The following is a 23,148-nucleotide window of genomic DNA, read 5'->3' on the forward strand; positions in this document are numbered from 1 at the left end:
TCCGCCACCGCTGCCGTCGCCGTCGCCGTGACGGATCGCGCCACCGCCCCGCGTCGCACCGATGGAGGCCGAGTTTGCTGAGTCCGATCCAGCTCGCGGCCAAGCTGGGCATCCTTCCCCCGACTCCCGAACAGGCCGCGGTGATCGAGGCCGGGCTCGAACCGATGGTCGTGGTGGCCGGCGCGGGGTCGGGCAAGAGCGAGACCATGGCCGGGCGGGTCGTCTGGCTGGTCGCCAACGGCCTGGTCCGGCCCGAGCAGGTGCTCGGCCTGACCTTCACCCGCAAGGCCGCGAGCGAGCTGTCGCACCGGGTGCGCGAGCGCCTGGCGGCCATCGGCCGGGACGTGCCCGCGGACATGCTCGCGGGTGAGCCGACCATCTCGACCTACCACGCCTACGCCTCCCGGCTGGTGACCGAGCACGCCCTGCGCGAGGCGCTGGAACCCACCATGCGCCTGATCACCCCCGCCGTCGCCTGGCAGCTCGCCGGGCACGTGGTCAGCGCCTACGACGGCCCGATGGAGCAGATCGAGTGGGGCCCGGCCACGGTCACCCGCGCGGTGCTGGAGCTGGCCGGGGAACTGGCCGAGCACATGCGCGACCCGGCGGACGTGCGGGAGGTGGGGGCCTGGCTCACCGCGCGCTACGAGGCGTTGCCCGGCTCGCCCATCGTGGCCCAGCGCAGGCCCCTGGCCGTCCAGCGGGCCAGGGAGCAGCTGCTCCCGATGGTGGAGGCGTACAACCGGCTCAAGCGCAGGCGCGAGGTCGTCGACCACGGCGACCAGATGGCGCTGGCCGCCCGGATCGCGGCCAAACATTCCGAGGTCGGCCGGATCGAGCGGGACCGGTTCGCCGTCGTGCTCCTGGACGAGTACCAGGACACCAGCCACGCCCAGCTCGTCCTGCTCCGCTCGTTGTTCGGCGGCGGCCACCCGGTGACCGCCGTCGGCGACCCCTGCCAGTCCATCTACGGCTGGCGCGGGGCGTCGGCCGGGAACCTCACCCGTTTCCCCCGCGACTTCAGGACGGCCTCCGGGGAGCTCGCCCCGGTCCGCCAGCTCTCGGTCAGCTTCCGCAACGGCGACGCCGTCCTCGACGTGGCCGCCCGCGTGCAGCTCCCCTTGCGCATCGAGGCCAGGGAGGTGCCGGTGCTGGTGCCCGGCGGCAACCGGGTCGAGCGCGGCCGGGTGATGTGCGCCTTCCACGAGACGGCCGAGGACGAGGCGAAGTGGGTCGCCGACCAGGTGTGCGGGCTGCTCGGGAGCGACACCGCCCCGGACGGCCTGCCGTGGGGCGAGGGAGAGCGCAAGAAGGCCAAGCAGAGCGTGTGGGGCGGTCCGCAGTGCCTGCAACCGCACGATGTGGCGATCCTCGCGCGCAAACGCTCGCAGTTCCCGGCGCTGCGCAGGGCCCTGGAGGAGCGCGGCGTCCCCGTCGAGGTGGTCGGCCTGGGCGGCCTGCTCATCGTCCCCGAGGTCGCCGACGTGGTGGCCACGCTGCGCGTGCTCTACGACCCGACGGCCGGGGACGCCCTGGTCCGGCTCCTGTCCGGTCCCCGCTGGCGGATCGGCCCGGCGGACCTGAAGGAGCTGGGCGAGCGGGCCCGCGAGCTGAACCGGGAGAACCGCGAGGACGCCTCCCCGGTGGCCGACCCGCTGGACCAGGTCGTCGCGGACCTGGCCGGGGAGCGCGGCAGCCTGGTCGACGCGCTGGACGAGCTGCCCGACCGGCCCGAGTGGCAGGACCTGTTCTCGCCGCTGGCGCGGGTCCGGCTGGTGGCCATGGCCCAGGAGCTGCGGGCCCTGCGCGCCCGCGCCGGGCAGCCGCTCCCCGACCTGATCGCCGAGGTCGAGCGCCGCCTCGGCCTGGACGTCGAGGTGGCGGCCCGGGGCTCGGCCGCGGGCCCGTTCGCCGCCCGGGCCGATCTGGACGCCTTCGTCGACGCCGCCTCCCGGTTCGCGGGCGACTCCGAGGACCCGACGCTGGGCGCGTTCCTGGCCTATCTCAAGGCGGCCGACGAGGAGGAGAACGGCCTGGACGCCGGGAGGGTGGGCGAGAGCAACAGCGTGAAGCTGATGACCGTCCACGCGTCCAAGGGCCTGGAGTGGCCGGTCGTGATCGTTCCCGGGATGTCGCAGGCGCTGTCGAAGTCCGGCTCGCCGACCGTCGGCACGATCTTCCCCGCCCGTCCGATGATGAGCCCCAGGTGGACGGAGAACCCGCGCAAGCTGCCCTACCCGCTGCGCGGCGACGCCTCCGACCTGCCCCCGCTGACGGGACTGGCCAAGGAGGAACTGGCCGAGTTCGACGAGCGCTGCCGCGACCGCGACCTGATGGAGGAACGGCGGCTGGCCTACGTCGCGGTCACCCGCGCCCACTACCTGCTGATCGCCTCGGGCTACCGCTGGGGGAGCGCCGCCAAGCCCCTGGACCCGTCGGAGTTCCTGGTGGAGATCCGCGAGACCTGCGGCCGGGTGGCCACCTGGGCGCCCCCCGCCGCCGAGGACGCCACCAACCCCCTCCTGGCAGAACCCGCCGAGACCGTCTGGCCCGTCACTCCCGAGGGCGTCCGCTACGAGGCCACCGTCGACGGCGCCTTCCTCGTCGAGGCCGCCCTCCGCGCCCTCGCCGAATCCCCTGCCGCCCCTCACCCGGACGCGCCCGCCGCGCCGGCTCCCCGTACGGGCCGCGAGGGCTCCGCACCCGTGGAGTCCGCGAAGGCCGTGGAGTCCGCGAAGGCCGTGGAGTCCGCGAAGGTCGCGGAGCCCGCGAAGCTCGTGGAGGTCGCGGAGCCCGCGAGCGGGGACGACCCGCGCCTGGCGGAGCTGCGCGGCTGGGACAGGGAACGGGCGAAGGCGTGGCTGCGGGACACCGAGCTGCTCCTGCGCGAGCGGGAGCGCAACAGCCGCCGGGGCAGGGGTGGCCCGGTCGAGCTGCCCACGCACCTCACCGTCTCGTCTCTCGTCACCCTCGCCGCCGACCCCAAGGCCCTGGCCCGGCAGATCCGCAGGCCCGTCCCGAAGAAGCCCGCACCTCTGGCCCGCCGCGGCACCTCCTTCCACGAGTGGCTGGAGAACCGGTGGGGCCAGCAGCGCCTCATCGACGAGTTCGAGCTGCCCGGCGCGGGGGACGAGGTCGAGGAGGCCGAGTCCCAGCTGGCCGAGCTCCGGGAGATGTTCGAGGAGAGCGAGTGGGCGAGCCGGGAGCCCCTCGACGTCGAGGTCCCGTTCGAGACGATGATCGCCGATCGGGTGGTCCGCGGCCGGATGGACGCCGTCTTCCAGACCCCGGACGGCGGCTACGAGGTCGTCGACTGGAAGACGGGCCGCCGCCTCATGCCCACCACCCGGGCCGCCGCCTCCGTCCAGCTCGCCGCCTACCGGCTGGCCTGGTCGCACCTGGCGGGGGTCCCCCTGGAGCGGGTGAGCGCGGCCTTCCACTACGTGCGCTTCAACGAGACGGTCCGCCCGGTGGACCTCCTCGACGAGCGCGGCCTGGTCGCGCTCATCGAGTCGGTCCCGGAGATCAGGTGAACGGGTTCAGGCGGACAGGTCCGCCGCGTCGACGGCCGGATCGAACGGCTCGGGCGGGGTCCTCCGCGTCGTAGCCGCCCTCACCGAGCCTCTCGCGGGGCCGATGAACCGGGTCACCGATAGTGGAACGCCGGTTCCGGGTGCATCAGGAAGTCGTGGTGGGAGATGTTCCAGGCGTAGGCCCCGGCCATCGCGAACTCGACCACGTCGCCCGCCTCCAGCCGGACCGGGACCCTCCGGGCCAGCACGTCCTTCGGCGTGCAGAGCTGGCCGACGATCGTGACCGGCTCGCCATGCCCGCCCGGGCCGCCCGCCGAGGTCCAGGCGGCCAGCGGCTGGTCATGACCCTTGGTGGCGGGGGTGCGGATGTGGTGGGTGCCCCCGGCGACCACCGCGAACAGCTCGCCGTGGACCCGCTTGACGTCGATCACCCGGGTGACGTACCGCCCGCAGTAGACGGTCAGCGCACGCCCCGGCTCGATCCGCAGCACCTCGCCGGGGCGCCGGAGCGCCGCCAGGCCCTCGCCGTACGTCTTCCAGTCGAACCGGGCGACCGGGTCGGTGTAGGACACGGCCATGCCGCCGCCGAGGTTGACCTCGGTGACGCCGAGCCCGCGCGCGTAGTCCAGTACGGCCGCCGCGAGCTCCAGCATCCTGGCCGCGTCCAGGCCGCTGGCCAGGTGGGCGTGGATTCCGCGCAGCCGTACCGGACCATGCCCGTCCGGACCATGCCCATCCGGACCATGCCCGTCCGGCCCGCGCCCGTCGTGCCCGCCCGGGGGAGAGAGCAGGTCAAGGCACTCCGCGACCCCGTCCGGGTCCATGCCGAACGGGGTGGCCCCGCCGCCCATGGCCAGTGAGGCGCCCTCGACCGGGACGTCCAGGTTGACCCGGAGCAGAACGTCGGCCGGGCGCCTCCGGGACGGCCCCGGGGCCAGCAGCCGCCGCAGTTCGGAGGGGCTCTCCACGTGCAGCCGGGTGACGTCCGCCAGCAGCTCGGCGTCGGTCTTGCCCGGCCCGCCCAGCGCGACGGGCGTGTCCGGGAACAGCGCGCGCACGTGCGCCAGCTCCCCGCCCGACGCCACCTCGAAGCCGTCCACGTGCGGGGCGAGCACCCGCAGCAGCTCGGCGTCGGGGTTGGCCTTGACCGCGTAGTAGAGCTCGACGCCGTCCAGCGCCGCCCGGACCGCGGCCGCGTGCGCGTCCAGGGCGGCCAGATCGTAGACGTACGCGGGCAGGTCGCCGGGGACCGCGGAGAGGGGGGCGGAAAGGGGCACGGGGAGAACCTCCGGGGACGTCATGACAGCACCGCCAGGGGATTGGCCACCGGGACATACCCCGCCGCGCGGTCCGCCGACCGCGCCCATCGCACCGACAGGTTGGCCTTGGCGGGCAGCGGCGCCCCGGCCAGAAGGTCCGACAGCTCACGCGGCCATCCCCGGGAGGCGGCGTAGCCCGCGAGCACCTCCCCCGCGGCCGCCCACAGCTCCCGCAGCAGCGCGTCCGCCTCCGGGGACGTCCCGGCGAGCGTGGCGGCGACCTCCGGCAGGTGGTTGACCATCAGGCAGTAGAGCACCCGGTTCCAGCCGCTCGCCGCGTCGTAGGCGAGCCGGTCGGCGACCCGGCCGGGCAGGTCGGACAGGTCGTGGCGACCGGCGACGAGCTTGGTGCCCTCCAGGTCGCGGAAGACGGCCTCCACCGGGATCCCGGCGTCGTCCACACCGACCAGCACGTTCTGCAGATGCGGCTCCAGCACCACGCCGTGGCTCAGGTAGGCGTCCAGCACCGGCGGCGCCACCCGCTCCACGTAGGCGCGCCACCAGCGCACCGGGTCGGCCGCGGCGGCCCCCGGGAGGACGCCGGGGGAACCGCCCGCGGCCAGGGCGCCGCTCAGCAGGGGGGTGACGCCCGGACGGCAGACCGACCAGGGGCTCACCCGGATGATGACCCCGAGCCCCTCCATCAGCCGGACGCCGAGATCCGCCGACCGGTAGCCGGGTTCGGGCAGCCAGCGGGTCCCGGGGAACTCCGCGGCCAGCCGCCGGAACACCGGATCCAGGCGCGAGGTCAGCTCGACCGCCCCGGCGAGCTCGTACCAGGAGTTCTTCCGCACGCAGTTGGTGATCCGCACGTCCAGGCTGAACTTCAGGCACCGGTCGATCGACGGCTCGTAGACCGTGCGGACCGACGAGGTGGGGATCGCGGGGCGGGAGCCGTACCCCAGGTCGATCAGTCTCCCGTCGGCCAGCGGCGCGGCCAGCTCCGCCGCGAGCAGGTCGAACTGCCAGGGGTGGACGGGGAGCGGCGCGTATCCGAGCGGCGCGCCCAGCCCGTCCAGCGCCGCCGTGTCGCCCTGCTCGGCCAGCAGGTCGCGGCGGACCCCGAGGAGCCGGAGCGGGAAGCGGGCGTGCGCCTCGGGGGCGTACCGGAGCCAGTCCGCGCCGCCCCCCTCCACGCCGCCACGGCCCTTCTCCGGGCCGGTTCCCGGGGCGTGTCCCGCGCCGGAGCCGCGGCCGCCGCGGGCCTTCGGGCTGGGGTGGAACGGGTGCCCGAAGACCAGCGCCTGCTCGGACGCCAGCCACGGGTCCGCCGGAGCGGCGGTCTCCCGCCGGGCCCGCAGCAGCGCCGCCATGACCTCCCGGCTCGCCCGGACCTGGGCCGCGAACTCCTCGTTGCCGCCGCCCAGCTCGCCTTCCACGAGCCGGACGAGGTCGTCGGCGGGGAGCGGCCGCCAGCAGCCGTCCTCCAGCCGCTCGGGGAGGCCCTCGAAGCGCAGCGCGAGCCCGCCGTGCGTCCGCGCCCGGAGCAGGTCGCCCGCCACGCGCAGGAGGACGTACGGCCCGGCGTGCCAGACCTGCCCGCGCGGCCCGGCCACCTCCCTGACGGTGCAGCGCAGCAGCGCCGCCGAGGTCGCCTCCTCGGCGACGGCGGCGGGGGAGTCGAGCGCGAGGCCGGTGGTCATGGAGTCCTCTGCTGGGTCACGGGCCGGAGGGCCGCGGGGGGCTGGCGGAGGTAGTTGGGGCCGCTGGTGCCGTAGAACTTGTTCACGTCGCGCGCCCCGGTGCGCGCCTTGTCCACGAGGGTCCCGGCGGTGACCATCGACTTGCCGACGAGCCGGGCGGCGTCGAGGGTCCTGGCCCGCAGCAGCCGGGCCATCGGGTCGTCGCCGTACGGCTCCAGCGCCTCGGCGAGCGCGTCCCCGACGAGCCGGGCGGCCCGCGGCGCGGGCAGCGCGCCGAACGCCGGGGCGGCGGCGGCGAGGTGGAGGGTGATGGTCACGAACACGTCGGCGAGCGCGTGCGGGTCGTCGGTGAGCATGCGCTCGTCGGTGAAGTCCGGCACGGTCAGGCCGGCGGCCCGCAGGTGTCCGGGGGAGGCCAGCAGGCCGTCGTTGTCCTTGACCAGGAGCCGGAAGGGGGCGGAGTCCGCGCCGGAGCCGGGACCGTCGGTACCCGGCCCGGCCTCCTCTCCGAGGACGAGGGCGAGGTTCTGCTGGTGGGCCTCGAGCGCGGTGCCGTACTCGACGAACAACCGCACCCCGAACCCGAACAGCAGCCGCAGATAGGCGCCGAGCAGCCCCTCCACGTCCCCGCCGGACAGCCGGTCCGCCAGCGCCTCGACGACCGTGCCTGCGCCGGGCAGGGGCGCGAGCAGCGCGGCGACCGGGACGATCTCGCCCGGCGGCAGGCGGCGGAGCAGCCAGCCCAGGTACTCGTGCCCGGCGTGGGCGTGGGTCTGCTCGTCGGCCAGGAGGATCCCGGGGGACGGCATCGCGCGCAGCAGCAGCTCGGCCCGGGCCCCGTCGGCCAACGTGCCCGGCTTGATCGAGCGCCGGTTGCGGAGTCCGAGGGTGCTGGTGGTCAGCGGCAGCTTCAGCTGCGCGCGCGGGCCGATCGCGACGGTGCGCATCGACAGAGTGGGCCTGACCGTCAGGTACGGCACCGGCCCCACGACCGCCCACGGGATCTCCCGTACGGCGGGGACGGTCAGCGGGTGCACGGGGAAGAGCGCGTGCGTCTGGGCGAACTCCCGGGGCAACCCGGCCGCCGCGAACGCCTCGGCCGCCCCGGCCGCCTCGGACCACCTTCGCGACTCCGCCGGGTCGGATGTCCCGAGCCCTCCGGCCGGACCGCCCCTCCCGAGCCCCGGGACCGGCGGCACGGGCGTCCCGGTGACCCGCTCCCGGGGCACCGCCGCCCATCGCAGGGCGAAGCTCGGCGCGAACTCCGGCGCGTATGCCACCAGTTCCTCATCCGTCAGCCCGACCCGGGACCGCGCCGTCGGATAGACCGGATGGTCCACGAAGGCCGCCAACGTCTCGTAGCGCACAGCGTCCTCGCTCACGCTCGGAGCCGTCACCGCCTCGCGCGCCGCCGAGATGCGCGCTTGCGTGCTCGGCAGACTCCGGGAGGCTCCGTCATCAGCCGTCTCGGACGCCGTCGGGGCGTATGCCACGTCCGATGGTCCTGCGGGGTTCCGAGCGGAGGCGGGGACGCTGCGGCCCAGGCGGGCCAGGACGTCCTCGCGGTGTCCGTCGTGGAGGTCGAGGGCGCGGAGGGCCTCGTGGCACTCGCGGGCGAACGCCTCGACCCCGGGGGCGTCGGCCGGGGCGGCGATCTCCCGGAGCGTGTCGAGCACGTCCTCCAGCCGGAGGCGCTCCTCGGGCGCCGCCACGAAGTCCTGGAAGAGCGAGCCCGGGACCAGCCGGACCCGGTGCCCGCCGGTGAGGACGACGGCGACGCCGTCCTTGCTCCGGGTCACCCGCCCGGCCAGCCCTCCGTAGTCCTCGCGCAGGAGCGCGTTCAGGACGCGGGCGGCGAGGTACGGCTCCCGCCCCGTGACGGTGCTTCCCGCGATCACACGACCACCCAGGGACTCTCGGAGTCGAAGGCCGCGATGGCCTCGTCCACGCTCGCCCGGTCGGGCCCGATGGCGCGGACGATACCCAGATAATCCCTGTTCGTGTGACTCTGGTCGACGCGGTCGCCCACGGTGCGCAGCGGCCGGTGCCAGAGCCGCACCCGGTCGCCGGGCGGCGGCGTGACCGTCCCGGGAGCCGCGACCACGGTCCCCGACCGGTCCGCGACGATGCTCAGGGCGGTCCCGTGGCCCCCGGCCGCGCCGGAGTCGCCCGTCCCCGCCCCGAGGTGGACGCCGAGGATCCGCTCGAACAGCGGGATCCCCAGCAGGTCGGCCAGGAGGAAGTCGCAGTGGTCGCCGATCACCCGGTAGTTGACCTCGATGATCCGCGGCCCGTCCGGCGTCGTCACGTACTCGGTGTGGCAGGCCCCGAACCCCACTCCCAGAGCATCGAGGGCCCGCAGCACGTGATCGCGCTCCCGTGGGGGCGGGGGCTCCCAGTCCAGGCGCTCCTCCACGAAGTGCGGCAGCGGCCCGAGCGTGGTCCGGAAGCCGCCGAGCACCCGGGTCTCCCGGCCGTCGCCCAGCGTCTCCATCGTGCGCAGCGGGCCGTCGAGGAATTCCTCCACGACGAGCGCCTCGCCCGGCCGCCGGCGCCGGATCTCCCGTACGGCCTCGGCCAGCTCGCGGCCGTCCCGGACGAGGACGACGTCCTCGCTGGCCACGCCCTCGCGTGGTTTGACCACGGCGGGCAGCGGCACGTCCCGCTCCGGGACCGCGTCGCCGGGCGCCAGCCGTACCGAGCGGACGGTCTCGACCCCGGCCGCCGCCAGCCGCCGCCGGGTGAGCGCCTTGTTCTTGGCCGTGACGCACGCCCGCCAGTCCTTGCCGGGCAGTCCGAAGTAGGCGGCGGCCAGGGCGGTCTCGGCCTGGATGTGGTCGGAGTTGGAGAAGATCGCGTCGGGTGCGCGGTGGTGCGCGACGGCGTCGATCACCGCGCGCGCGTCGTGCACGTCGCAGGCGAGCACGTCGACCCCCTCGGCGATCCCTGCGGCCGCGGAGTCCCCGTACTGCTCCGGCCGGTCGGTGAGGATCGTGACGTCGCAGCCCAGCGCGCGCGCCGCGGGCAGGAAACCGTCGATGACCGAGTCTGTCGGTTTGAGCGTGGTGAGGTACAGCCGCAACGAAGAACCCCCGAATGCAGGTAAGGCTAACCTAACCAACCGCATCTTAGTGGGAGGGAGATCATCGTGTGGCCCGACCGGTCAATCACCCTAAATGTCTGGTCCATCGAGAGGGGAGGCGGGGCGCCGGCTGATGCGCCACCCGACCGCCCACCGCGTTTTTCCCGGCGGCGATACGGTGTTTGCCCTAGAGAGCGGGAATCCGGCGAATCGTAAGAGGCGACCGGTTCGGGGAGGAGCGGAACGGCGTGGAGATCACAGTGGGCGAAGGAGTACTGGGGCCGTTGCTGCTCGCGCGCAGCGCCATCGACCGCTCGGCCGTGCTGCGCGACGACGTCGAGTGGATCGGGCGGGCGTGGGCGGACGGCACGACCAAGGTCGTGGTCATCGACGACGGGCGGGCCCTGGTGCGGCGGAGCGGGGACGGGATCGGCCTCGTCCTGCTCTCCCCGGACGAGGCCCCCGAGGGCGAGCGCTACCTGCTCGGCGTGGGCGCCGACGGGGTCGCGTACTTCGCGGTGGCGGCCTCACCGGGGAACGCCGGGTGGAACGGGGCCGCTCCCGCGCGGATCGTCGCCCCGCTGGAGGCCGGGGCGCTGCCGGAGGGCGAGGCCGTGCCCACCGGGCTGCGCCAGGTCGGCGCCCTGCTGGGAGACCTGGACGCCGGGCTGCTGGTCCACGCGGTCGCCCTGGAGGCGTGGCACTCCACGCACGAGTTCTGCCCGCGCTGCGGTGGCCGTACGGAGGTGCGGGCGGGCGGGCACATGCGGGTGTGCCCGGACGACGGCAGCCAGCACTTCCCCCGGGTCGACCCCGCGGTGATCATGCTCGTCCACGACGACGAGGACCGGTGCCTCCTCGCCCGGGGGCCGCAGTGGCCCGAGGGGCGGATGTCGGTTCTCGCCGGATTCGTGGAGCCGGGAGAGTCGCTGGAGCAGGCGGTGATCCGCGAGGTGGCCGAGGAGGTCGGTGTGCGCGTCACCGCCCCCCGCTACCTGGGCAGCCAGCCCTGGCCGTTCCCGCGCAGCCTGATGCTCGGCTTCTTCGCCCGGGCCACCTCCACCGAACTGGTCCCCGACGCCGAGGAGATCGCCGAGGCGCGCTGGTTCACCCGGGCGGAGCTGGCGGACGCGCTGCGGAGTGGCGAGGTGGCCCTGCCGCCCGTGGTCTCGATCGCGCGACGCCTGATCGAGACCTGGTACGGCGGGGACCTGCACGGGGACTGGTGACCGGATCGTCCGGACTGTCGTTGAATGTCAGGGAGATCAACAGGCGATTTAGGGGCTATTTGCTCTATGTAGTTGTGTGGTAACTATGTGTATTCATGTAGCGGGATGGGGGTATCGACTCCTCGGATCCGGAGTCGGTCCCCCGGCTGGCAGCCGAGGCGGACGCCGGATCTGATCCGAGCCCGGTCCGGGACAGGACCGGAGCGAGAAAGGAACCGGAGTCATATGAGCAGATCACTGTGCCGCATCGCACTCACGGCGATGGCGGCGGCAGCCCTGGCACTGTCGGGTTCGTCCCTCGCCATCGCGGGCGACCGCGACGATCCGTCCGACCACTCCGAGTGGAGTGGTTCCGCCTTCTTCAAGACGTCGTCGCAGCAGGCCGGTCCGACGGGGGCGTCGAGCACCCACACCGTCAGCGGCGCCGACTGAGATCGGCGGCCGGACGTTCATCGTGATGGATGTGGGTCCCGCACGCTGGGCGGGACCCACTGCCAGTGCCTTCCGCAGCAGAATCCCGTGAGGAACATCAAATGACCGGTATGACAGCGCGCCGTCTCCTCGGTGCAGGAATCGTGGCGCTCGTGCTCGGCGGGCTCTCCGGAACAGCCGTGGCCGACACCTTCTGGGAGCGATCCGAGAGCCGGGCGGGTCCGGGCGGCGCGAGCCTGAAGATCATGAGGGCCTACGCCGGCGACGACGGCAGAGTCCTTTTCGAAGAACTGCACTACACGGCCGGTCCCGACGGCGCGAAGGTCTACAGGACCGTCAGCGGCGCGGGCGGGAACGACGGCGCCGCGCCGGTCTCACGCGGCGCCCGCCAGCCCGCCGGGGCGAGCGGGGACGACGGCGCCGAGCCGATTCCGCTCCGCGCCCGCAAGCCGGCCGGCGTGAGCAAGGGCGGCGGCGCCGAGCGGGTCCCGCTCCGCGCCCGCAAGGCCGGAACCCAGAAGGCCGGCACGCCTCGCCGGTGATCTCCGGCGGGGCGTCCGGACGGAAGTCTCCGGCCCGGTGCCGGGGGCCCGGCGGATCCGGGCCGGAGCGGCCGGGTCGGAGCGGCTGGGTGGGAGCGGCTGAGCGCGGACGCTCAGGCGGCGCCCTCGAGGAGGCGCTTGACCTCCGTGACCGGGGGGTTGGTCAGGGCGATCGGGCCGGACGAGGAGTGCACGACGACCGTGGGCACGGTCTGGTTGCCGTTGTTGACGCTCATGACGAACTCGGCCGCGTCGGGGTTCCGCTCGATGTCGATCTCCTCGAAGGCGATGCCCTCGCGGGTGAGCTGGGCCTTCAGCCGCCTGCAGGGGCCGCACCACGTGGTGGTGTAAACGGTGAGCGCCATGTCGTTGAATATCCCCTCGTACGATGTTCGGCGGTCATTGCCAACACGTGGAGCGCCGTACATCTTCCCGATGCCCGAAAGAGATCTCTCCGCGCGGAGGAGCCCTTCCGGAGAGGGCCTGAACCGGGAGAGCCCAGGTCGGAGAACCCGGTCCGGAGCGACCGGTCCGGAGCGACCCGGCTGAGCCGGCTGAGCCGGCCGGCTCGGTCGGAGCGGCCCGGTCAGAGCGGCCCGGTCAGAGCAGCTTCTCCGCGACCCACGTCTGGACCTTCTCCGCCACGCCCGGCAGCCGGTAGAGCGGCGCGCTGTGATCGATGCCCGGTTCGGTGAGGACGGTCATCTGGACGCCGACCTGGCGCAGGCGGGCCTGGAGCTGGGTGCTGTGGACGGGAGGCACGAACTCGTTCTCCGCGTGCACGCTCAGGATGGGGGCGTCGCCCCGGCTCGCGTGCTCGGGGACCTCCATGCTCTGCCAGATCCTGGCGCACTTGCCGGACGGCCCGCAGCCGCCGGCGAGCCGGATGGCGGCCGTGCGCAGCCTGCGCTTGTCGGGGTCGGCGCTCTCGGCCCCCTCGATGTACGCCGTGAGCGGGGAGACCACGGGGGAGATCCCGACCACGCCCTTCAGCCCGGGCAGGCCGCCGGTCTTGTAGGTGCCGACCGCGGTGGCGAGGTGGCCGCCCGCGGAGAAGCCGATGACCACGTAGTTGTTCGGGTTGAAGGACCACAGCGCCGAGTGCCGCCGGGCGGTGGCGATGGCGTCGAAGGCGTCGACGCGCTGGGCGGGCCACGACGCGTCGCCGGAGAGACGGTAGTTGATGTTGAAGACCGTGTAGCCCAGCTCGGCGTAGCTCCGGCTGATCTCGGTCATGTACTTCTTGTCCCCGGAGGACCACCAGCCGCCGTGGATCAGGAAGACGCCCGGCCTCCGCAGGTCGTCGGGCTGGTACCAGACGTCCATGCGCTGGCGGGAGTGCGAGCCGTACGCGACCGTGTCGATGACCGTGCCCTGCGGGGCGGGCTCGGAGGTGGGGGCGGACGTGGGCGTGGGGGTGGGGGTCGGCGTCGGGGCGGGCGTGGGAGCCGGGTCGCCCACGGCAGCCGACACGCCGGTGGAAGAGGTGAGGGAGCCTTCTCCGGACGAGGCCGCGTGCACCCCGGAGGGCGCGAGCACCAGCGTCGCAAGAGCGAGCGCGCCTACGGTCGCCGCAGTTCGCACGGACTCTCTTCCTTTCCCCGGGGTTTGGTTCGCACCTATTGTGGAGTAAAGGACCCTGTTTGCGCATCTCAGCGGTTATCCAAGTGAACAACGGTACGGTGCCAGAATGGGCGAAGCTTGGCCGGTGACTGGAAAAATGGTTCCGCCCGGACCGTCGATGAGCGCTAAGGAGTCCCATGGAGCCCGCTGACGTTCTGGCGGGGCTGGACCCCGAGCAGCGCGAGGTCGCCGAGGCGGTGCGCGGTCCGGTCTGTGTCCTCGCAGGTGCGGGCACCGGGAAGACGAGGGCGATCACCCACCGCATCGCGCATGCCGTGCGCAGCGGGGCGGTCGACGCCCAGGGCGTGCTGGCCGTGACATTCACCACACGGGCGGCCGGAGAGCTGCGGCAGCGGTTGCGCGAGCTCGGCACGCCCGGGGTGCAGGCGCGCACCTTCCACGCCGCGGCCCTGCGCCAGCTCACCTACTTCTGGCCCCGCGTCATCGGCGGCGACCCGCCCGCGGTGATCGAGTCGAAGCTGCCGCTGCTGATCGGCGCGTGCCGCCAGATCGGCCGGGACCTCGAACGTTCGGAGCTGCGCGACGTCGCCTCCGAGATCGAGTGGGCCAAGGTCACCCAGACCGGCCCGGAAGACTACGTCGAGGCCGCCAGGAAGGCGCACCGGACCCCGCCGATCCCGGCCGAGGAGGTGGTCCGCCTCTACGACGCCTACGAGATCATCCGCCGCGAGCGGCACCTGGTCGACTTCGAGACCATCCTGGAGCTCACCGCCGCCCTGATGACCGAGCACCGCGAGGTGGCCACCCAGATCCGCCAGCAGTACCGCTACTTCGTCGTCGACGAGTACCAGGACGTCAACCCCCTGCAGAAGCTGCTGCTCGACACCTGGCTCGGCGGCCGGGACGACCTGTGCGTGGTCGGCGACCCCAACCAGACGATCTACTCCTTCACCGGCGCCACCCCCCGCTACCTGACCAACTTCCCCGTCGAGCACCCCGACGCCGCCGTGATCAAGCTGGTCCGCGACTACCGCTCCACGCCCCAGGTCGTCTCCCTGGCCAACCGTGTCCTGTCCGCGGCGCGGACCCCGCACCGGCTCGCCCTGATCGCCCAGCGCCCGGACGGCCCCGAGCCGGTCTTCAGCGAGTACGACGACGAGACCGCCGAGGCCGAGGGCGTGGCGCGCGCCGTGCGCAGGCTCGCCGACGACGGCGTCCCGCTGCGGGAGATCGCCGTGCTGTTCCGGGTCAACGCCCAGTCCGAGGCCTACGAGCAGGCCTTCGCCCGGGCGGCCGTCCCCTACCTGGTGCGCGGCGCCGACCGGTTCTTCGAGCGGCCGGAGGTCCGCCAGGCGGTCGTGCTGCTGCGCGGGGCGGCCCGCTCGGCCGGGGCCGACGACGAGCTGGCCCCGACCGTCCACCACATCCTCGCCGGCGTCGGCCTGACCCCCGAGGCTCCCGGCGGGGGCAAGGCCCGCGAGAAGTGGGAGTCGCTGAAGGCGCTGGCCGACCTGGCCGAGGACATGGCGGCCGAGGGCGCCGACCTCGCCGGCTTCGTCGCCGAACTGGAGCGGCGGGCCAGCGAGCAGCACGCGCCGCCGGTCGAAGGCGTGACGCTGGCCTCTCTCCACGCGGCCAAGGGCCTGGAGTGGGACGCGGTCTTCCTGGTCGGCGTCACCGACGGCATGCTGCCGATCGTCTACGCGGAGACTCCCGACCAGATCGAGGAGGAGCGCCGCCTGCTGTACGTGGGCGTCACCCGGGCCAGGGTCCACCTGGAGCTGTCGTGGGCACTGGCCCGCTCCCCGGGCGGGCGCCGCTCCCGCCGGCCCTCCCGCTTCCTCGACGGGCTCACCGGCCGCCCCGCCGCCAAGAGCCGTCCCTCCTCGGCCGCCCCCGGTCAGCGCCGTACGGCCGCCGGCCCGGTAAGCTGCCGGGTCTGCGCCAAGACCCTGGCCACCGCGGCCGAGCAGAAGCTCGGCCGGTGCGCCACCTGCCCCGTCGACTACGACGAGGCTCTGCTGGAGAACCTCAAGACCTGGCGGACGGCCGTCGCCAAGGAGGCCAAGGTCCCGGCCTACGTGGTCTTCACCGACGTCACCCTCCAGGCGATCGCCGAGCGGGTGCCGACCTCCGAGCAGGACCTGCTGGCGATCGCCGGGGTCGGGCGCGTCAAACTGGAGCGGTACGGCGATGCGGTGCTCGGCCTGTGCCGGGCCGCCGGGTATGGAACGGAGTCTGCGTGAACGAGGCGCTCAAGGAGCTGCTCGACCTGCTCGACCTGGAGCAGATCGAACTCGACATCTTCAGGGGCCGCAGCCCCGAGGAGCGCATCCAGCGCGTCTTCGGGGGGCAGGTGGCCGCCCAGGCGCTGGTGGCGGCGGGCCGTACGGTCCCGTCGGACCGGCACGTGCACTCGCTGCACGCCTACTTCATCCGGCCGGGCGACCCGTCGATCCCCATCGTCTACAACGTGGAGCGGGTCCGGGACGGCCGGTCCTTCACCACCCGCAGGGTCGTGGCCGTCCAGCACGGCAAGGCGATCTTCACGATGTCGGCCTCCTTCCACATCCCGGAGAACGGGGTCGAGCACCAGGCGTCGGCGATGCCCGAGGTCACCGCGCCGGAGGACCTGCCCATGTTCCGCGAGCGGATGCGCGAGGTGCTGGGTGAGGACCCCTCGTGGCGCGACTGGCTGAGCAAGCCGCGGCCGGTGGACATCCGCTACGTGACCCCGCTCACCTGGGAGGCGCACCGCGATCCGGAGCTGCGCGGCGCGGAGACGAACGTGTGGTTCCGCTACGACGCGGAGCTGCCCGACGACCCGCTGCTCCACGTGGTGCTGGCCGCCTACGCCTCCGACTTCACCCTGGTGGACACCGTGCTGCTGACCCACGGCCTGGCATGGGGCGCCTCCAACGTGGCCGGGGCCTCGCTGGACCACGCCATGTGGTTCCACCGGCCGCTGCGCGCCGACGACTGGGTGCTGTACGCCCAGGAGTCGCCGTGGTCGGGCGGGGCGCGGGGGCTCGCCCGCGGACAGATGTTCACCCGGTCCGGAGAACTGGCGGTGTCCGTGGTGCAGGAGGCGATGATCCGCGTTCTGTGACCCGTGATCGGCGTTCTGTAGTCCGTAAAACTGCAGGTAGAAAATATGTTGCCCCTTCCCGCTCGCGGGTTTAGGGTCATGGTCAAGCGAGTCGGACGCTCCTGTCCGGCGATCTACGAATGGAGGTGAGTCCGCTGTGAAGAGCCTGATTATGCAGATGCCGGCCCTGACGGGGCTCGCTTCCGCATGCACTGGCACCACCCTGCCCACCGCTCGACGCCGGGTCGTCCTCACGGATGCCGTGGCCGCTCAGCTCCGGCAGGAGAAGTCTGTCCTCTTCCAGATCCAGGCCAGCCGCAAGGCCGTCCGCCCCGCCTACCCGGCGACGGACGTCCCGGCTGCCCCGATGGCGGAAGCCGGCGGCGATGCACAGCAGACCAAGCACATCGGAAACGGTGGGCTGCGCGGTCCGCAACCCTGGAGGCACCCTCAGGTCACATGACCTGAAAAGGGAGAGCCTTCAGGCCGCGGATCCGCAGACAGGATCCGCGGCCTTCTTGTTTGTCGCGACATCCCTGACCCCCACCCACGAGGTAATCCAAAAGATCAACACCAAACGAGAGGTGACACAGATGGGGGCCAAGACGGTCATGGACCTGATCGACGAAGCCACGATCCCCTGTCGTACCGACCCCGACCTCTGGTTCGCCGAGTCTCCGGAGGACGTGGAGTTCGCCAAGGCGCTCTGCGGAGACTGCCCGATCCAGCAGGCCTGCCTGGCCCGCGCGCTGGAGCGCGAGGAGCCGTGGGGCGTCTGGGGCGGCGAGCTCATCCTGCGGGGAGTCGTCGTTCCGCGGAAGCGTCCGCGCGGACGTCCCCGCAAGACCCCGGTCGCTGCCTGACAGACCGCATCCAACCAGCGAAGACTTCAGAACATTTCCGAAAGGACCACTTCCGATGACGACCTTCACCAGCCGGAGCCTCGACGTCCCGTCTATTCACGAAGAACTGGTACGGGACCGAATACGTACGCTCCACCGTGAGGCCGAGGAGCACCGCCGCGCCGCGAGCATCATGCGCCTCCGGCGCGCCCGCCGCGACGTGGAGCGCGCCTCCGCCCGCCTGCGCCATGCGCTCATGAGCATGGTCTGAGAGAACCGCCTGTAGCGGGATCCCCTCCCCGCCGCGTGACGCCCGGACGGCGTCGCGCGGCGGGGGAGGACCCCGGAGCCGGGCATGTTCCCCGGCGCCCCGGAGCCGGCCGCGTCCCCCGGGACGGGATCACACGAGATCCCGTCCCGGGGTCGACAACCGGCCTCCGGGACACGGGCTCGACGGAGCCCGGACGGCGCCCCGGGGAGATGCCTCCGGCGGGGCACACCGTGCCCCGAACCGATGACGCCGAAGGGGCGGCCCGATCTTCCGGGCCGCCCCTTCGGCGTGTCTCCGTCTTCCCCGCGAACCAGAACGTGCCGCTGACCGAGGGCTCCGCTCAGCCCGGAGCATGTCCTCCCGGGTGCCGCTCAGTCCGGAGCCGTTTCCCCGGCTGGGGGTCTGCTCAGTCCGGAGCCGTTTCCCCGGCTGGGGACCTGCTCAGTTCGGAGCGTGTCCTCGGCCGGAGGGCCGCTCAGCTGGCGAGGGGCTCCTCCTGGAGATCGTCGGAGTCGTCGGGGTCGTCGGCGAAGCCGGGGACCCAGCGGATGACCTCGTCGCGGAAACGGGCGGTGGCGCCGAGCTGGCAGAGCACGCCGACGCCGGCCGCGTGCACCCGGTGGATGAGGACGTAGGAGACCGGCAGGTTGAGCTGGCGCACCACGTTGCCGGGACGCAGGTCGGTCGCCGTGGCGGCCTGCTGCTGCAGCCATTCGCGGCTGAAGCTGAACTCCTCCACCGCGGTCGGTTCGACGTAGGGGGCCAGGAAGGCTCGCAGAGCCTCGGGGTCCACTTCGATGTGGGGGCGGATGAACCCCTCATCGCGCAGCCCCTCGATCACGGTCTCCATGTCACCCTGGTTGAAGATCCGGGTGAGCCTGCCGAAGACCGGCGGGTATCCCTCGGGCAGCCGGTTGACCGCGCCGAAGTCGAGCACGCACAGCCGCCCGTCCCCGGTGATCCGGAAGTTGCCCGGATGCGGGTCGGCGTGGAGCATGCCCACCCGGGACGGAGAGCAGAACAGGAAGCGGACGAACTGCAGGCCGGCGCGGTCGCGCTCGTCCTGGGTGCCGTTGGAGATGATCTGCGAGAGCGGGGTGCCGTCCACCCATTCGGAGACGAGCACCTGCTCGTTGGCGGCGATGACGTCGGGCACGAAGAAGTCGGGGTCGTCCTTGAACTCCAGGGCGAAGGCGTGCTGGGCCTCGGCCTCCCGCAGGTAGTCGAGCTCCTCGACGATCCGCTCGCGCAGCTCCGCGAGCACGGCCTTGATGTCGAGACCGGGCAGCAGCACCCCGAAGAGCTTGCCGAGGCGGGCGAGCTGGTTGAAGTCGGAGATCAGGGCCTTTCCGGCCCCCGGGTATTGGATCTTGACCGCGACGGTGCGCCCGTCGTGCCAGACGGCCTTGTGCACCTGGCCGATGGAGGCGGCGGCGGTCGGCAGGTCCTCGAACGACTGGAAGTGATCGCGCCAGTCGTCCCCGAGCTGCTCGGTGAGCACCTTGTGCACGGTCTTGGCCGGCAGCGGCGGGGCCGCGTCCTGGAGCTTGGTGAGGGTCGCCCGGTAGGGGCCGACGATCTCCGGGGGGAGGGCGGCCTCGAAGATGGACAGCGCCTGGCCGAGCTTCATCGCCCCGCCCTTGAGCTCGCCCAGCACCTTGAAGATCTGCTCTGCGGTGCGTTCCTGGATCTCCTGGGCGACGAGCTCGGCGGACCTGCCCCCGATGCGCTTGCCCAGACCCAGGGCGGTGCGCCCGGCGAACCCGATGGGCAGAGCCGCCAGCTTGGCGGAGCGTGTGACTGCGCGGCGCGGAAGGTCACTCACCTTGGTTCGCGGCATGCCCCCGTCAGCGAGACGCCGCTCCCTCCCTTCGTCGTGGTGGTTGTGGTGTCTGTCAACGGCAGGTAGCCGACGCGCCCATTGTCAGCGAACCAAACTCGTTTCGGAAGCAACGACATTGAGGATGAACGCTCCAAGGGGTCTTCTTCCATCTCCAATCAGGCAATACATCCATTGTGCCGTTGGTCACAGTCGTTCCGCGACCGTCCAGAAGCGCAAGCGCATGACCGGTCGCCATGGCCGCCACCAGCGTGGAGAGGGCCGTCCCGCAGGCGATTTCACCCGCGGGGAAGCCGCCCAGGCGGGCACTGACGATCGGCCAGCCGGGATCCCGGTCGCGCCGGGCGAGATCGAGGCAGTTCAGGCATGCGCTCCGGCCCGGCAGCACCAGCGGGCCGACCGAGCCGAACCCCTCGCAGGCGCTCACCAGCAGGTGGGGGATCTCCCAGGCGACCAGCTCCCGCACCAGCAGGCCGTCCAGAGGCTTCACGGGAGCGAGCACCGCCAGGTCGGGACGGCGGGAACCGTCGGCCGGGTGGGCGGCGTTCTCCCCGGTCCACGCGGTGACGGCGGGCGCCAGCCGCCCGGCCACCGTCACGGCGCCGTCCTGCCTGCTCATCCCCAGCTCGGACGGGGTCAGGCCGCCGGGTGCGAGGTCGCGCGGGCGGGCCGCGTCGGGATCGACCACGCAGAGCCGCCCCACTCCGGAGGCGGCGAGGAGGGCGACGACCTGCGCGCCCACCCGGCCCGCGCCGTACACCGTCACCTGGGCGGCGCGCCTGCGCTCCAGGGCGGCGAACCCGCCGTCGGCGGCGCCCGGGGCCAGGGAGAGGGCGTCCAGCTCGGGCTGGAGGCGGTCGCGCTCGGCCAGGGTGAGAGCCCGCAACGGGCGCGGAGGCGCCCCGGCGTCGTCCACGACCCCCTGATCGACCAGCATGTCGAGCAGGAGGCGCGCCTGCCTCTCGCCGATCCCGGCGCCGGCGGCGCCGGCCAGCGCCCCGGCGAGGTCCCGGGTGCCGTCGAGACTCTCGACCCAGCTGCGAACCCCCGGCTCGAGATCGGTGAGCACGACCGCGCGACGGGGATGCGTGCCGAACTGCAGGGTGCGCTCGTCACGGTAGACCCGCCGGAGCGCGGGCTTGAGCCGTGGCCTCATGGGAGCCGCCTCATCTCCTGGGTGTCCCGGACCGGAGCCGCCGGGACGTGCCGTCCGTGGGAAGTGCCAGCGTGCCACGCCCCCGCACGGCTCCGGGCCGCCCGTTCCCCACCCTGTGGACAACTCCGCACCCCGGCCGCGGACTGTGGAAACCGCCTCTGAGTTTTCGCGGCGGGATCCTGGATACGGCTCCACGGCCGGGCATACGGGTGCGGGTGATCTCCCGTCCACTACGCTCCCGGCATGAGCGAGCTCTTGGTGGACCGGCGGGACGACGGCGTCGTGGTTCTCACTCTGAACCGTCCCGAGCAGCGCAACCCGATGACCGACGCGATGACCGAGCAGTGGCGGCAGGCCATCGCCGACCTGCGCCGGGACCGGGACGTACGGTGCGTCGTCGCCACCGGCGCGGGAAGCGCGTTCTCCTCCGGGGGAGACCTCTCCTGGCTGGCCGAGCGGGGGGCGGAGAGTGTGCCCGCGCTACGGGACCGGATGCTCGGCTTCTACCGGACGTGGTTGTCGATCGCGGACCTGGAGGTGCCGACCATCGCCGCGATCAACGGCGCCGCCGTCGGGGCCGGCCTGTGCTTCGCCCTCGCCTGCGACCTGGTCTACGCCGCCGAGGACGCCAAACTGCTCGTCCCCTTCACCGCCCTCGGCCTCCACCCGGGCATGGCGGCGACCTACCTGCTGCCCAGGGTCGCGGGAGTGGGTGTGGCCAGGGAGATGCTGCTGACCGGACGGACGATGCTCGGCGCCGAGGCGGCCTCCGCCGGGCTGGTCACCCGGGCCTTCCCCCGGGAGACGCTGCTCGCCGAGGTGCTGGAGATCGCATCCAGGACCGCGGCCAACGCCCCGATCGCGACCCGGCTCACCAAGATCGCTCTCGCCGGCGGCGGGCATGCGGATCTGGAGGCCGCACTGCGCTGGGAATCCCTGGCTCAGCCGGTGACGATGGCCTCCGACGACATGCGCGAAGGGCTGGCCGCCCAGAGAGAACGGCGGGTTCCAAGATTCCGGAACTCATGAGACGGGCGATATCCAGGTTAATTCCATAAGTCACGGTCATAGCGGATCGGTCTCGCTGAACAATCAACGAACGGGGATTGACCAGCAAGAACGTGTTCTGCCCTCTGGTGGGAATTCACCATTCTCGGCTACCGTGCATATGTGCCCCCCGAGACAGTCGAGGTCCGTCGAAGCTCTCGTCGCCGGCGGACCGTTTCGGCGTACCGCGATGGCGAGAAAACGATCGTGCTGCTCCCCGACGGCCTGAGCAGGACCGACGAGGAACAATGGGTGCGCCGGATGCTCGACCGGCTCGCGGCCAAGGAGCAGCGAAGGCGCCCCTCCGACGATGACCTGCTCGATCGGGCCAACGATCTGTCGGCGCGTTACCTGGAGGGCAGAGCGCGACCGGCGAGCGTGCGATGGGTGGAGAACCAGCAGCACCGCTGGGGCTCCTGCACTCCGGACCACGGCACCATCAGGATCTCCACCCGGCTGCGCGGCATGCCGGCGTGGGTGGTCGACTACGTGATCATGCACGAGCTCGTGCACCTGCTGGTGCCGAGCCACGGCCCCCGGTTCTGGGCGCTGGTGGAACACTATCCCAAGGCCGAGCGGGCGCGCGGGTTCCTCGAAGGATTCTCCATGGCCTCCAACGGCACCGCCGAGGAATGGTGACCGGACAGGCATCGGGTGAGGACGCGCGGCTGGTCGCGGTGCTCGTCATGCCCACGATGGCCGGCGCGGCGCCTCCCGGCGTCGATCCCGGGGATTTCCTCGCCGCCGTCGCCGAAGACACCTGCGAACTGGTCGCTGGGCTCGACTTCGTGACCCCCGTCCTGGTGACGGGCGTGCCGGGGCTGGAGGAGATCGTCTGGCCGGGGACGCCCATCGTCGAGATCGATCCCGAGCTGTCGGGAAGCGCCCTGACGGAGGCGGCGTTCACCGCGGTCTCCGCGGCGGTGCCGTACGGCCGGCAAGCGGTCCTGCTGAGCGGGGACGCCCCCGATCTGCCCGCCCTGTTGATCGGCAAGCTCTTCCGGGCGCTGGGCCGCGCGCAGGTCGCCGTCTGCCCGGCCGTGGGCGGGGGCGCCGTGGCGATAGCCGCCCACCTGCCCTATCCCGAATGGGCGCGGACGGGACTCGACGACCCCGACCCGGTCCGGTCCCTGCGCGACTCGGCCCCCGGCCGCCGCATGGTCGCCACCGGTCCCGGCTGGCATCGCCTGCGCGCCCCCGGTGACATCGGATGGCTCGACCCCGGCCTGGAGGGCTGGGAGAACACCCGCGACCTCCTCGCCACCGGTCACCACCGATAAGACGCCCTACGCCCTACGCCGGGTGCCGGTGGCGGGTTGGCCCGGGTCATGGTCGTGCTGTACGGGTCATGGTCGTGCTGTACGGGTCATGGTCGTGCTGTACGGGCGGGTCTGCCGGCCGGCCGTCGGGGTTGCTGTCTGGTTGTTCAGGCCTCCGGCCTGGCGGGCGCGCGGGGTCCTGGCCCTTTTTCACGCCGGCCGGCAGACCCGCCCGCGCCGCACTCCTTCTGGCTGCGCCGTAATCGGTGCGGACCGTAGGA

General features: G+C 72.8%; 20 protein-coding genes. 12 read left to right on the top strand and 8 right to left on the bottom strand.

The features are described from left to right. The first annotated feature begins 74 nt into the window (after nucleotides 1-74). Complete coding sequence (locus Plo01_RS19225) at nucleotides 75-3,533, top strand: ATP-dependent helicase (protein WP_203892015.1); 3,459 nt, start codon at nucleotides 75-77, stop codon at nucleotides 3,531-3,533. Nucleotides 3,534-3,646: 113 nt separating this feature from the next. On the opposite strand, the gene Plo01_RS19230 is transcribed toward Plo01_RS19225, so the two are convergent. Genes Plo01_RS19230 through Plo01_RS19245 form a run of 4 tightly spaced genes read right to left on the bottom strand, consistent with a single transcriptional unit; the run spans nucleotide 3,647 to nucleotide 9,577 of the window. Further along, nucleotides 3,647-4,834: a type III PLP-dependent enzyme domain-containing protein gene (locus tag Plo01_RS19230; protein ID WP_203892016.1), complete on the bottom strand. Its 1,188-nt coding sequence runs from the start codon at nucleotides 4,832-4,834 to the stop codon at nucleotides 3,647-3,649. Continuing rightward, on the bottom strand, nucleotides 4,831-6,495 hold the full coding sequence (locus Plo01_RS19235) for an IucA/IucC family protein (RefSeq protein WP_203892017.1): 1,665 nt from the start codon (nucleotides 6,493-6,495) through the stop codon (nucleotides 4,831-4,833). The genes Plo01_RS19230 and Plo01_RS19235 overlap by 4 nt, the downstream gene beginning before the upstream one ends. Next, nucleotides 6,492-8,393 carry an IucA/IucC family protein gene (locus tag Plo01_RS19240; protein WP_239316650.1) on the bottom strand — a complete coding sequence of 634 codons (1,902 nt, stop codon included), beginning with the start codon at nucleotides 8,391-8,393 and terminating at the stop codon, nucleotides 6,492-6,494. The genes Plo01_RS19235 and Plo01_RS19240 overlap by 4 nt, the downstream gene beginning before the upstream one ends. Beyond that, a complete protein-coding gene (locus tag Plo01_RS19245; protein WP_203892018.1) occupies nucleotides 8,390-9,577 on the bottom strand; it encodes an ATP-grasp domain-containing protein in 1,188 nt (395 codons plus the stop codon). Before Plo01_RS19245 ends, Plo01_RS19240 begins: the two co-directional genes overlap by 4 nt. Nucleotides 9,578-9,825: 248 nt before the next feature. Here Plo01_RS19245 and nudC point away from each other — a divergent pair, with 248 nt between their 5' ends. The 3 genes from nudC (at nucleotide 9,826) to Plo01_RS19260 (ending at nucleotide 11,780) form a co-directional block, all read left to right on the top strand. Next, nucleotides 9,826-10,806 carry an NAD(+) diphosphatase gene (nudC, locus tag Plo01_RS19250; protein WP_203892019.1) on the top strand — a complete coding sequence of 327 codons (981 nt, stop codon included), beginning with the start codon at nucleotides 9,826-9,828 and terminating at the stop codon, nucleotides 10,804-10,806. A 225-nt stretch (nucleotides 10,807-11,031) separates the two neighbouring features. Further along, nucleotides 11,032-11,238: a hypothetical protein gene (locus Plo01_RS19255; protein WP_203892020.1), complete on the top strand. Its 207-nt coding sequence runs from the start codon at nucleotides 11,032-11,034 to the stop codon at nucleotides 11,236-11,238. Between the two features lie 101 nt (nucleotides 11,239-11,339). Beyond that, the gene (locus Plo01_RS19260) at nucleotides 11,340-11,780 is read left to right on the top strand and encodes a hypothetical protein (protein WP_203892021.1); all 441 of its coding nucleotides are present in this window, start codon (nucleotides 11,340-11,342) and stop codon (nucleotides 11,778-11,780) included. A 113-nt stretch (nucleotides 11,781-11,893) separates the two neighbouring features. Here the strand turns inward: Plo01_RS19260 and Plo01_RS19265 are convergent, their stop codons facing one another. Further along, entirely contained in the window at nucleotides 11,894-12,145 is a 252-nt protein-coding gene (locus tag Plo01_RS19265) for a mycoredoxin (protein ID WP_203892022.1), read from the bottom strand. 235 nt (nucleotides 12,146-12,380) lie between these two features. Continuing rightward, nucleotides 12,381-13,364 (bottom strand): alpha/beta hydrolase, encoded by a 984-nt coding sequence (locus tag Plo01_RS19270; RefSeq protein WP_203892023.1) that lies wholly within the window; start codon nucleotides 13,362-13,364, stop codon nucleotides 12,381-12,383. A gap of 176 nt (nucleotides 13,365-13,540) precedes the next feature. Here Plo01_RS19270 and Plo01_RS19275 point away from each other — a divergent pair, with 176 nt between their 5' ends. The 5 genes from Plo01_RS19275 (at nucleotide 13,541) to Plo01_RS19295 (ending at nucleotide 17,565) form a co-directional block, all read left to right on the top strand. Beyond that, complete coding sequence (locus tag Plo01_RS19275; RefSeq protein ID WP_203892024.1) at nucleotides 13,541-15,610, top strand: ATP-dependent DNA helicase UvrD2; 2,070 nt, start codon at nucleotides 13,541-13,543, stop codon at nucleotides 15,608-15,610. After that, entirely contained in the window at nucleotides 15,607-16,473 is an 867-nt protein-coding gene (tesB, locus tag Plo01_RS19280) for an acyl-CoA thioesterase II (protein WP_203892025.1), read from the top strand. The genes Plo01_RS19275 and tesB overlap by 4 nt, the downstream gene beginning before the upstream one ends. Nucleotides 16,474-16,609: 136 nt before the next feature. Then, nucleotides 16,610-16,915 (top strand): hypothetical protein, encoded by a 306-nt coding sequence (locus Plo01_RS19285; protein ID WP_203892026.1) that lies wholly within the window; start codon nucleotides 16,610-16,612, stop codon nucleotides 16,913-16,915. Between the two features lie 130 nt (nucleotides 16,916-17,045). Continuing rightward, the gene (locus Plo01_RS19290; protein WP_203892027.1) at nucleotides 17,046-17,315 is read left to right on the top strand and encodes a WhiB family transcriptional regulator; all 270 of its coding nucleotides are present in this window, start codon (nucleotides 17,046-17,048) and stop codon (nucleotides 17,313-17,315) included. A gap of 55 nt (nucleotides 17,316-17,370) precedes the next feature. Beyond that, entirely contained in the window at nucleotides 17,371-17,565 is a 195-nt protein-coding gene (locus Plo01_RS19295; RefSeq protein ID WP_203892028.1) for a hypothetical protein, read from the top strand. Between the two features lie 475 nt (nucleotides 17,566-18,040). On the opposite strand, the gene Plo01_RS19300 is transcribed toward Plo01_RS19295, so the two are convergent. Together Plo01_RS19300 and Plo01_RS19305 are read right to left on the bottom strand one after the other, a co-directional pair. After that, the gene (locus Plo01_RS19300) at nucleotides 18,041-19,390 is read right to left on the bottom strand and encodes an ABC1 kinase family protein (protein ID WP_203892029.1); all 1,350 of its coding nucleotides are present in this window, start codon (nucleotides 19,388-19,390) and stop codon (nucleotides 18,041-18,043) included. A gap of 70 nt (nucleotides 19,391-19,460) precedes the next feature. Then, on the bottom strand, nucleotides 19,461-20,561 hold the full coding sequence (locus Plo01_RS19305) for a ThiF family adenylyltransferase (RefSeq protein WP_203892030.1): 1,101 nt from the start codon (nucleotides 20,559-20,561) through the stop codon (nucleotides 19,461-19,463). A 243-nt stretch (nucleotides 20,562-20,804) separates the two neighbouring features. Between Plo01_RS19305 and Plo01_RS19310 the strand changes: the two genes are divergently transcribed. The 3 genes from Plo01_RS19310 (at nucleotide 20,805) to Plo01_RS19320 (ending at nucleotide 22,888) form a co-directional block, all read left to right on the top strand. Continuing rightward, a complete protein-coding gene (locus Plo01_RS19310; protein WP_203892031.1) occupies nucleotides 20,805-21,590 on the top strand; it encodes an enoyl-CoA hydratase/isomerase family protein in 786 nt (261 codons plus the stop codon). Nucleotides 21,591-21,731: 141 nt separating this feature from the next. Then, nucleotides 21,732-22,247: a M48 metallopeptidase family protein gene (locus tag Plo01_RS19315; RefSeq protein ID WP_203892032.1), complete on the top strand. Its 516-nt coding sequence runs from the start codon at nucleotides 21,732-21,734 to the stop codon at nucleotides 22,245-22,247. Continuing rightward, nucleotides 22,244-22,888, top strand: a complete 645-nt coding sequence (locus tag Plo01_RS19320; RefSeq protein ID WP_239316654.1) for a hypothetical protein — start codon at nucleotides 22,244-22,246, stop codon at nucleotides 22,886-22,888. Before Plo01_RS19315 ends, Plo01_RS19320 begins: the two co-directional genes overlap by 4 nt. Nucleotides 22,889-23,148: the final 260 nt, after the last annotated feature.

Origin of the sequence: Planobispora longispora (assembly GCF_016863135.1) — a bacterium.
In the GTDB taxonomy this organism is placed as follows: Bacteria; Actinomycetota; Actinomycetes; order Streptosporangiales; family Streptosporangiaceae; genus Planobispora; species Planobispora longispora.

What these genes read in the sequence shown, in the direction of transcription:
- Plo01_RS19255 (WP_203892020.1), top strand. Translation starts at nt 11,032, where the DNA reads ATGAGCAGATCACTGTGCCGCATCGCACTCACGGCGATGGCGGCGGCA.
- Plo01_RS19290 (WP_203892027.1), top strand. Translation starts at nt 17,046, where the DNA reads ATGGGGGCCAAGACGGTCATGGACCTGATCGACGAAGCCACGATCCCC.
- Plo01_RS19260 (WP_203892021.1), top strand. Translation starts at nt 11,340, where the DNA reads ATGACCGGTATGACAGCGCGCCGTCTCCTCGGTGCAGGAATCGTGGCG.
- Plo01_RS19265 (WP_203892022.1), bottom strand. Translation starts at nt 12,145, where the DNA reads ATGGCGCTCACCGTTTACACCACCACGTGGTGCGGCCCCTGCAGGCGG.
- Plo01_RS19230 (WP_203892016.1), bottom strand. Translation starts at nt 4,834, where the DNA reads ATGACGTCCCCGGAGGTTCTCCCCGTGCCCCTTTCCGCCCCCCTCTCC.
- Plo01_RS19235 (WP_203892017.1), bottom strand. Translation starts at nt 6,495, where the DNA reads ATGACCACCGGCCTCGCGCTCGACTCCCCCGCCGCCGTCGCCGAGGAG.
- Plo01_RS19275 (WP_203892024.1), top strand. Translation starts at nt 13,541, where the DNA reads ATGGAGCCCGCTGACGTTCTGGCGGGGCTGGACCCCGAGCAGCGCGAG.
- Plo01_RS19295 (WP_203892028.1), top strand. Translation starts at nt 17,371, where the DNA reads ATGACGACCTTCACCAGCCGGAGCCTCGACGTCCCGTCTATTCACGAA.
- Plo01_RS19305 (WP_203892030.1), bottom strand. Translation starts at nt 20,561, where the DNA reads ATGAGGCCACGGCTCAAGCCCGCGCTCCGGCGGGTCTACCGTGACGAG.
- Plo01_RS19310 (WP_203892031.1), top strand. Translation starts at nt 20,805, where the DNA reads ATGAGCGAGCTCTTGGTGGACCGGCGGGACGACGGCGTCGTGGTTCTC.